Source organism: Streptomyces sp. SID3343, assembly GCF_009865215.1.
Classification (GTDB): domain Bacteria; phylum Actinomycetota; class Actinomycetes; order Streptomycetales; family Streptomycetaceae; genus Embleya.
Window position 1 is genome coordinate 1 of sequence record NZ_WWJX01001557.1, and the last position, 9,325, is coordinate 9,325.

Below are 9,325 nucleotides of genomic sequence, written 5' to 3' on the forward strand. Positions count from 1 at the left end.
CGCCCGGCCGGTCGGCTGCCGATGGGGCGTCCGGGCCGTGGCCCGACCGGCCCGACCCGCCCGCCTCGCTCGATATGACTATTCGTCATACGACAGTAAGGCTCGGTTCAATTCGTCGTATCCCCGGTTCATCGCCACGCCCGCCAAACATGGCGCGACGTACGCGGAGCCCACATGTGGTGGGAGGGCCACGTTCACCCCGACGCACCAGGCTGCTGGACGTACCGCTCCGCCGGTGACGCGCCCTCGATCCTCGAAGGGCGCCCGCGATCGGCCGGAGACCACACGTCAAAGGAGTAGTCGTGGGCCGCATCCGGCTCGACGCCCTGTCTCGAAGCTTCGGCTCCTCGATCGCCGTGGACCGGGTCGGTCTCGAGGTCGCCGACGGCGAGTTCCTCGCGCTGCTCGGTCCCAGCGGCTGCGGCAAGACCACGCTGCTGCGCATGATCGCGGGTCTGCTGCCCCCGTCGTCCGGACGCATCCTGCTCGACGACGAGGACATCACGCACACCCCGCCGCGCCGCCGCGACCTGGCGATGGTCTTCCAGAGCTACGCCCTCTACCCGCACCTGACGGTCGCCGGGAACATCGCCTTCCCGCTTCGGGTACGGCGGATGAGCAAGCAGGCGGCCCGGGCCCGAGTCCTCGACGTGGCCCGGCAGTTGGAAATCGACACGTTGCTCGCGCGCCGGCCCAAGGAACTGTCCGGCGGTCAGCGCCAACGGGTCGCGCTCGGTCGGGCGCTCGTGCGCGAGCCGAGCGCGTTCTTGATGGACGAGCCACTGTCCAACCTGGACGCCAAGCTGCGCACCGCCACCCGGATCGAACTCGCGGCCCTGCATCGCCGGTTGGGCTCGACGTTCGTCTACGTGACGCACGATCAGGTCGAGGCGATGACGATGGCGACCCGGATCGCGCTGCTCGACGCGGGTCGACTGGAACAGGTCGGCACCCCCAGCGAGGTCTACGACACACCCGCGTCCGCCTTCGTAGCGTCGTTTCTGGGCGCGCCGCCGATGAACCTGCTCCCGGGTCGGCTCGCGAGCACCCCCGCCGGAATGCTGCGTGTCGAGGCGCAGGGCACGGTCGCCCCGCTGTGGCCGGGTCGGGTCCCCGCGCGCGACGTGTTGCTCGGCATCCGGCCGGAGCATCTGACCCCGGTGTCCCGGGAGGCCGGCGAGGAGGCGGTCCGGATCCGCGCGGTGGTCGACGCGGTGGAGAACCTCGGCAGCGAGGAGGTCGCGCTGTGTCTCGCGGGCACCGGAGTCACCGCGCAGCGGGTCGCGCTCCGCGGCCCACGGCCCCTCGGTCTGCGCCCCGGGGACCCGGTGACATTGACCGCCGCGACCGCACACCTGCACCTGTTCGACGCCGCGTCCGGCCGCCGCCTGGAGTGGCGCGACCACAGTGCCCCCGCCGACAAGCGCGCCCTGAGCACCGCCTGAACACGTGCGCCACCCTTCCCGCCCGCAGACTCCGCCCGTCGCGGCGGCACAAACCCTTGGAGTTCCCCCGTGAACCTCTCCTTGCGCCGCCTCCCCCTGCGCCGCGTCGGCCTCGCGGCCGGCGTCGTCGCGCTGGCCCTGACCGCGTCCGGATGCAGCAGCTTCGGCTCGGGCTCGTCGGGCTCGTCCTCCAACGACACCGCGGCCGTGGGCCTGGCCCCGCCGCTGCGCTCCGACCAGAAGGTCGAGATCGTCTTCGAGTCGTACAACCTCTCCCAGGCCGGTGTGTGGACCGACACGATCAACGGTCTGGTCCGCGAGTTCGAGGGGGCGCACCCCAACATCAAGGTCACCGCCCGCCCGCCGCAGGGCGGCGCGCTCAACGCGGTCGGCTCGATCCAGTCCCAGATGGTCGTCGGCAAGGCTCCCGACGTCGGCCAGATCACCTTCGGCGATCTCGACTTCGCGGTGCACGGCCTCAAGGCCAAGCCGCTGGACGACCTGGTCGGCAAGGCCGCGGTGCAGACCGCGTTCGACGGCAAGCACCCCTTCGCGCCGAACGCCAGGACGCTCGGGGACTGGGAAGGCAAGACGTACGGCATGCCGTACGTGTTCTCCACCCCCGTCGTGTTCTACAACGCGGACGCCTTCCGCGCGGCGGGCCTGGATCCCGACAAGCCGCCCGCCACCTGGGACGAGCTCAAGCAGGCCGCTCTCGCGATCAAGGCGAAAGCCGGCAAGGAGGGCGCGTACATCGACTGCGCGACCGCCTCTTCCGGAGACTGGTGCCTGCAGGCGATCCTCGGCTCCAACGGCGGCTCGGTCCTCTCCCCCGACCGCAAGACGCTGACCTTCGCCGAACCCGCCTCGGTCCAGGCCGTCGGCACGCTCGCCGATCTGGTGAAGTCCGGCGCGTCGCCGAACCTGACCCAGGCCCAGGCGATCGACGCGTTCAGCCGCGGCAACCTGGGGATGGTCCTGGAGTCGAGCTCGCTCCAGGGCATGTTCCAGCAGGCCGCCGGCGCCGCGAAGTGGGACCTGCGCGCCGCCGCGCTGCCCGCCTTCCCGGGCAAGGAGGCGGTGCCCACCAACTCCGGTTCGGCGCTGATGGTCTTCGCCGGCGACCCGGCCAAGCAGCGGGCCGCGTGGGAGCTGATCACGTTCTTGACGAGCGACCGCGCGTACACCGAGATCTCCGCCAAGATCGGCTACCTCCCGCTGCGCCCCTCGCTGACCCAGGATCCGACCACGCTCAAGCCGTGGGCCGACAAGAACACCCTGCTGGGTCCCAATCTGCGCCAACTGGAGCGGCTGAGTCCGTGGGTGTCCTTCCCCGGCAACAGCTACGTGCAAATCCGTGACCTGCTCATGCAGGCCGTCGAGGCATCGGTCTACCAGGGCAAGGACCCGCAGACCGCGCTCGGCGAGGCGGCCAGGCGCGGCACCGCTCTGCTGCCCTGACCGGCCGGTCCTGCCGCCCACTCCTCCGCCGCCGCTTCCCGGCACCTCCCACTGTTGTCCGCTACTTTCCCGCCGGCCTCTCGCCGGCTTCCCGCAAGGAGATCGACCCACCGTGCGCATCCCCCGCCACACCCTGATCCAGTTCAGCGACGTGCACGTGGTGCCCGAAGGCACCCTGCTGCACGGCAGCGTGGACACGCTGGCCAACCTCGCCGAGGCGCTCGCCGAGGTCGAGGCCGCCGATGTGCGGCCGACCGCGCTGCTGTTCACCGGCGACCTCGCCGACGCCGGCGACGGCCCGTCGTACCGCCGTCTGCGCGACCTCGTCGACAAGGCCGCCGCCCGAATCGGCGCCCCGGTGCTGTACGGCATGGGCAACCACGACACCCGCGAGGACTTCCACGAGAGCCTGCTCGGCGCCCCACGCGGCGACCACGAACGGGACTTCGTGCACGAGGTGGACGGCCTGCGGGTGATCTTCCTGGACACCACCGACCCCGGGCACCACCACGGCGACCTGACCGATCGGCAACTCCGTTGGCTGCGCGAGAAGTTGACCACCCGTGCGACGCACGGCACGGTGCTCGCGCTGCACCACCCGCCGATCCCCTCGCCGTTGGCGATCCTGGAGATGCTCACCCTGCGCCGGCACGAGGAACTCGCCGAGATCGTCGCGGGCACCGACGTCGCGCTGATCGTCGCCGGACACGCGCACCACGCGACGTGCGGCTCGCTCGGCGGCGTCCCGGTATGGATCGCGCCGGCCACCGCCTACAGCGCCGACGTGCTCGCGCCGGCCGGCCTCGTACGGGGCACGGTGGGCGGCGGCTACACCCGGATCGACGTCTACGACGACGGCGCGACCGCGACCTACGTCCCGGTGGGCACCGGCGCGCCGGTCTACGAACTCGACGTCGAGACCCTGCGCCGCTACCTGGCCGAGCACACCGCCGATACCGGCGCCGACGCCGCACAGGGCTGAGCAGGCACCGTGTTCGTCGAAATCGCCGCCCCTGACCGTGCCTCCACCGCCCTTGCCGGCCGCGGCCGCCCGGGACCGGCGCGCCGGATCGCCGGCGCGGCTCCGCCCTACCTGTACCTCGTGCCGGCGGTGGTGTTCCTCGTCGTGTGGACCTACCGGCCGTTCGCACAGACCGTGGAGCTGTCGTTCTACCGCTGGAATCTGCTGCCCACCTCGCCGATGGAGCCGGTGGGCCTGGACAACTACCGGCAGGTGCTCGAACTTCCCGAGCTGCGGCAGGCGTTGGTCAACACCGCGTGGTACGTGCTCGGGCTCCTGCCGTTCTCGGTGCTGATCCCGGTGCTGATCGCACTGCTCGCGCAGAACGTACGCGGGCGCGGTCAGGCGCTGTACCGTGCGCTGATCTTCGTGCCGACGCTGGTCACCCCCGTGGCCACCGCCGCCGTATGGCGCTGGCTGCTCGAACCCGACGGCGGCCCGGTCACCCGGGCGTTGGAGGTGTTCGGCATCGGTCCGGTCAACGTCTTTCGCGAACCGGGGCCGGCCATGGTCGCGATGATCGGCATCTGCGGGTGGCAGATGATCGGTTTCGCGGTCGTGGTGGTGACGGCGGGTCTGTCCGGGATCAACCGCGACTACGCGGACGCCGCGTCGCTCGACGGGGCGACCCGGGCGCAGATCACCCGGCGCATCACCTTGCCGCTGTTGTCGCCGTCGCTGGTCTTCCTCGCCCTGATGACCATCCTGTTGTCCGCGCAGTGGACGTTTCCGTTGATCGACACACTCACCCAGGGCGGCCCGGGCGGCGCCACCACGAATGTGTACTACCTGCTGTGGCAGTTCGGGTTCCGCAGCTTCGACGCCGGCTACGCCGCGGCGGCCGGGACCGTGTTCTTCGTCGGCTTCGCCGTCGTGGCGATGTTCTTCGTCCGGCTCGCCGACCGCCTCAGCTTCCACGACGACTGAAGGGCCCGTCACCGTGACCACCGCAACCTTCGTCGAAGTCCCCCCGCTCACCCCACTGCTCGCGGTGACCGCGAACGGGCCCGCCGGCCCGGTCCCCGGGAGCCTCGACGTGTCGCCCGTCGGCAGCCGTTCGCGTTCGCGCACGGTGGTCGGGCACGTCGTGCTCGGCGCGCTGAGCCTGGTGTGCGTGTTCCCGATCTACTGGATGTACGTGGTCGCGTTTCGCGAACCGGGCGCGGCGTTGGGGCAGTCGCTGTTCCCGTGGCCGGCCGGTTTGGACAACGTGCGCCACGTGTGGGACGCGATCCCGATGGGCCGGATGCTGCTCAATACGTTCGCGGTCGCGCTGGCCAGTGCGCTGGGCCAGACGCTCATCGCGCTGTCGGCCGCCTACGCCTTCACCGCGTGGCGGTTCTTCGGGCAGCGCGTGCTGTTCCTGTTGTTCGTCGGCACGTGGCTCGTGCCGTTCCAGGTCACCATGATCCCCAACTACGTGACCCTGTCCGAACTCGGGCTGCTCAACACGCTCGCGGGCATCGTGGTGCCGACCCTGTGCTCCGCGATGGCTGTGCTGATGCTGCGTCAGCACTTGGCCGCGTTCCCGAAGGAACTGCTCGACGCCGCCCGGATGGACGGGCGCACGTCGTGGGGGACGCTGTGGCGAGTCGTCGTACCCAACCTGCGCCCCGCGCTGGCCTCGCTGTTCATCCTGTTGTTCATCTCGGCGTGGAACGAGTACTTCTGGCCGGCCATGGTCCTGCAACGCGCGGACTCGGTGGTCCAGGTCGGCATCCGCGGCTTCATGGGGGCGGAAGGCAACAACTGGGGCGCGCTGATGGCCGCTTCGGGGCTCGCTTGCCTGCCGATCTTCGTGCTCTACGTCGTCCTGCAACGCCACGTCATCGACGCTTTCGTCCGCTCCGGTCTCAAGTAGGGAACCTCCGCAATGAGCAACACCACTCTTCCGAGAGTCCCGATGGTGAACCTGCGCGGTGTCGGCGGTCTGCGCACGCGCGACGGCGACCGGATCCGTCCCGGCCTGCTCTACCGCTCCGCCGCGCCGTTCGACCTGACCGCGGCGGCCGCCGCCGATCTGATCGCGTCCCTCGGCCTCGGGGTGATCGTCGACCTGCGCAGCGACGGCGAGCGTGCGGGGGTGCCGTGGCCCGACCTGCCGGCGGGTGTTCGCCTGCACGCGGTCGAACTGGCCGCGCACACGCCGAGGTCGCACGCGCCGGCGTGGCCCGATCCGTTCGGTCCCCTGGAGTTCGGCCGGTGGTACGCGGCGCTCGCCGAGGCCGGGGCCGAGCGGCTGGCTCGGCTGGTGCGGATGCTCGCCCACCCGGAGAGCGCGCCGATGCTCGTGCACTGCACGGCCGGCAAGGACCGTACCGGGATCGTGATCGCGTGCGTGCTGGACCTGCTCGACGTCGACGACGACACGATCGTGGTCGACTACGAGCGGACCCGGGGTGCGATGGACGAGGTACGCACCCGCACCACCGCGGTCCTGCCGGGGCTCGCGGACGCCGCGGTCCCCGAGGTGGTCATGCGCGCGGACGGCGCGACGCTGCGCTCGTGCCTGGCCGAACTGCGGCGCGCACACGGGGGTTTCGCCCCTCTCCTGGCCCGGCACGGGCTCACCGACCGGCACCACGAGGGTCTGCGCACCCGCTTCCTGGGCGGCGTGCGGCGGTAGGCGCGCGAGTGGGACGGGCGGGTGCCGCATCCCGGCAGCGCGTCAGTGGGCATTACCTCCCAGGGAATCGCCTCGCGTCGTCGGTTCGGCGACAGTCGGACGTGTCGGCGAACGAATGTCGGCGAACGACTGTCGGCAACCGCCCGAGGAGGCATCCCGAATGAGCACTCACCCGATGCGTGTGTCCGGCCGGCCCGTGGGCGCCGAAGCAGCCGATCCCGCGGTCGTGCACGGCGACACGAAACTGCTGCGCCTGGTCCTGCGGCTCGATGCCGCGGCCACCGGAGCCGTCGGAGGAGCGGCAGTGGCCGGATCGACCGTCCTCGACTCGGCGCTCGGTCTGCGCACCGCGTTCCTGGCCGGGGTCGGCGCGTTCCTCGTCGTGTACGCGCTCGGCGTGTGGTGGATCGCGACGCGGCCGAACCTGCGACGCGCGGCCGTGCGTAGCGTGATCGGTCTCAATCTGATCTGGTGCGCCGACAGCGTGCTGACGGCCGCGGCCGGTTGGTTCGACCCGACCACACTCGGCACGACGGTGATCGTGGTCCAGGCAGTGGCCGTGCTCGCCTTCGCGGACCTCCAGATCATCGGTCTGCGCAAGGCGCGCAGGAACGCATGACCCAGCCGAGCCGGCCGATACCCGGTGGCGGGTCGTACCTCGACGTGACCCACCACCGCACCCCGTCGCAGACTGGCCCCATGAGCCCGACCACCCACCGGCCCGCCGGTACCGCGCAAGCCCGGCGCTCGACCGGCGAACTGATCCGGCACTGGCGAGCGCACCGGCGACTGAGCCAACTCGAACTCTCGGCGGAGGTCGGCGTCTCCACCCGGCACCTCAGCTTCATCGAGACGGGCCGCTCGGTACCGAGCCCGAGCATGGTGCTACGGCTCGCCGAGTATCTGGAGGTCCCCTTGCGCGAGCGCAACCGCATGCTGCTCGCCGCCGGTCACGCCCCCGCCTATCACGAAAGCCGCCTGGACGCGCCGGGGTTGGACTCGGTCAAGACGGCCGTACGCCAGATCCTCGCCGGCCACGAGCCGTATCCCGCACTCGTCGTCGACCGACTGTGGAACGTCCTCGACGCGACGTCGAGCATCGCCCTGTTCGTCGACGGCGTCGCCGAAGAACTGCTCACGCCGCCGATGAACGCGTATCGGGTGAGCCTGCACCCCGACGGCATCGCGCCGCGGATCGTCAACGCCGCTCAGTGGCGCGGCCATCTGCTGCACCGCCTGCACCGACAGGCGGCGATCACCGCGGACCCGGTGGTCCGGGCCCTGTACGAGGAAATGTCCGGCTACCCGCACACCGACACGGAAGCGACGCCGTCCCCGGTGGGCCCGGGCGAGGTGGCGATCCCGCTGCGCATCCGCCACGGCGCCGACACCCTGTCCTTCGTCAGCACGATCGCCACCTTCGGCACCGCGATCGACATCACCGTCGCGGACATCTCGATCGAGTCCTTCTACCCGGCCGACCAACGCACCCGCGAAGTCCTCCACAACCTCTACGGCACGTGAGCGGGACTCCCCGGTGTGGCAGGGCCGGCACTTTTCGACGAGATCCTCCGTGACCCGCCCGGGCCGACCACGTGTCGACGACCAAGGACTCGGACCGACCGACCACACGGTTCGAGGTGCGGCGGCCGGGTGTGCGGGCGCAGGCTGGTGGTCATGAGCGTGGACAGGTACGACGGTCCGGCCGTGGTGGTCGCCGACGGCGCGCGGTTTCCGGTCGAGGCCCGGCTGCGCCGCGAGCCCGACGGGGAGCGGTGGGGTGGGCGGCTGTGGACCGACGATCCCGCGATCGACCCCGATGCGGTGGCCGCGGCCGACATCCTGGTGGTGTGGGTGGGTGGGGTCGGGTCGGCGTTCGTGGTGGAGCGGGTCCTCGACCACCACATGACCGTCGCGGGGACGGGGATCCCGCCGTTTTGAGCGCTGCGGCGCCGTGCCGGGTGCGGCGCGATGGTGATGCGTGGCTTGACGTGCAAGGCCGGGCCGTTCTCCGCCGGTGAGCGGAGGACGGCCCGGCCGGATGCCGGATGTCGTGTCGGTCAGGGGCTACGGGTTGTCGGTCACGCCTTCCGTACGGCCGCGGGCGCGGTACATGAAGAGCAGGGCGACGCCTGCCGCGATGGCGACCGCTCCGCCGATGAGCATCAGCATGACGTTCCAGGCCAGGCCGCTGCTCGCGAGGTGCGAGGAGCCTTGGCCACCCGAACTGCCGCCCGGGTTGGCGCCGTTACCGCCTCCGGGGTGCTGGCCGCCGTCACCGGGCTTGGTGTGGTGGCCTGAGGGCAGGGCCGAGTGGCTCTGGGAAGGGGTGGAGGAGGCGGACTCGGAAGGGCTGTGGCCCGGCGAGTGGGACGGCTGGTGCGAGGGCTCGTGGGACGCGGAGTCGGACGGCGTGTGGGAGGGCCTGTGCGAGGGCCTGTGGGACGGCTCGTGCGACGGCTCGTGCGACGCCGAGTCGGACGGGGACTGGGACGGCCTGTGGGACGGCTCGTGCGACGCCGGGTTCGAGGGGGACGGCCTGTGGGACGGCTCGTGCGACGGCGAGTGGGAAGGCCTGTGGGACGCGGAGTTGGACGGCGAATGGGACGGTGAGTGCGACGGACTTGCCGACGGGCTCGCGGACGGGCTTGCTGACGGGCTCGCCGAGGGGCTTGCCGAGGGACTCGCGGACGGGCTTGCCGACGGGCTCGCCGAAGGACTTGCGGACGGGCTTGCCGACGGGCTTGCCGAGGGACTCGCGGACGGGCTCGC

10 protein-coding genes are annotated in these 9,325 nt (G+C 71.3%); all 10 read left to right on the forward strand.

Translation table 11 applies throughout. From position 1 onward, the window contains the following. Positions 1–302: 302 nt before the first annotated feature. Complete coding sequence (locus GT354_RS49885) at positions 303–1,445, forward strand: ABC transporter ATP-binding protein (protein ID WP_161364807.1); 1,143 nt, start codon at positions 303–305, stop codon at positions 1,443–1,445. A 69-nt stretch (positions 1,446–1,514) separates the two neighbouring features. Continuing rightward, positions 1,515–2,906, forward strand: a complete 1,392-nt coding sequence (locus GT354_RS49890) for an ABC transporter substrate-binding protein (protein WP_202513167.1) — start codon at positions 1,515–1,517, stop codon at positions 2,904–2,906. 112 nt (positions 2,907–3,018) lie between these two features. Beyond that, the gene (locus GT354_RS49895) at positions 3,019–3,888 is read left to right on the forward strand and encodes a metallophosphoesterase (protein ID WP_161364809.1); all 870 of its coding nucleotides are present in this window, start codon (positions 3,019–3,021) and stop codon (positions 3,886–3,888) included. 9 nt (positions 3,889–3,897) lie between these two features. After that, positions 3,898–4,854 carry a sugar ABC transporter permease gene (locus GT354_RS49900; protein WP_161364811.1) on the forward strand — a complete coding sequence of 319 codons (957 nt, stop codon included), beginning with the start codon at positions 3,898–3,900 and terminating at the stop codon, positions 4,852–4,854. A gap of 13 nt (positions 4,855–4,867) precedes the next feature. After that, positions 4,868–5,788, forward strand: coding sequence for a carbohydrate ABC transporter permease (locus tag GT354_RS49905; RefSeq protein WP_346012527.1), 921 nt, complete (start codon positions 4,868–4,870; stop codon positions 5,786–5,788). A gap of 12 nt (positions 5,789–5,800) precedes the next feature. Continuing rightward, a complete protein-coding gene (locus GT354_RS49910; protein WP_161364813.1) occupies positions 5,801–6,553 on the forward strand; it encodes a tyrosine-protein phosphatase in 753 nt (250 codons plus the stop codon). 160 nt (positions 6,554–6,713) lie between these two features. After that, a complete protein-coding gene (locus GT354_RS49915; RefSeq protein WP_161364815.1) occupies positions 6,714–7,172 on the forward strand; it encodes a hypothetical protein in 459 nt (152 codons plus the stop codon). Positions 7,173–7,252: 80 nt separating this feature from the next. Beyond that, positions 7,253–8,077, forward strand: coding sequence for a helix-turn-helix transcriptional regulator (locus GT354_RS49920; protein ID WP_161364817.1), 825 nt, complete (start codon positions 7,253–7,255; stop codon positions 8,075–8,077). 153 nt (positions 8,078–8,230) lie between these two features. After that, entirely contained in the window at positions 8,231–8,494 is a 264-nt protein-coding gene (locus GT354_RS49925; protein WP_161364819.1) for a DUF4873 domain-containing protein, read from the forward strand. Between the two features lie 217 nt (positions 8,495–8,711). Next, positions 8,712–9,325, forward strand: a 614-nt coding sequence (locus tag GT354_RS49930; protein ID WP_202513168.1) for a hypothetical protein, incomplete at its 3' end; no start/stop codon positions are given.

Bases quoted from the DNA above. Each gene is read 5' to 3' on its own strand.
- GT354_RS49920 (WP_161364817.1), top strand. From the start codon at position 7,253: ATGAGCCCGACCACCCACCGGCCCGCCGGTACCGCGCAAGCCCGGCGC.
- GT354_RS49925 (WP_161364819.1), top strand. From the start codon at position 8,231: ATGAGCGTGGACAGGTACGACGGTCCGGCCGTGGTGGTCGCCGACGGC.
- GT354_RS49915 (WP_161364815.1), top strand. From the start codon at position 6,714: ATGAGCACTCACCCGATGCGTGTGTCCGGCCGGCCCGTGGGCGCCGAA.
- GT354_RS49910 (WP_161364813.1), top strand. From the start codon at position 5,801: ATGAGCAACACCACTCTTCCGAGAGTCCCGATGGTGAACCTGCGCGGT.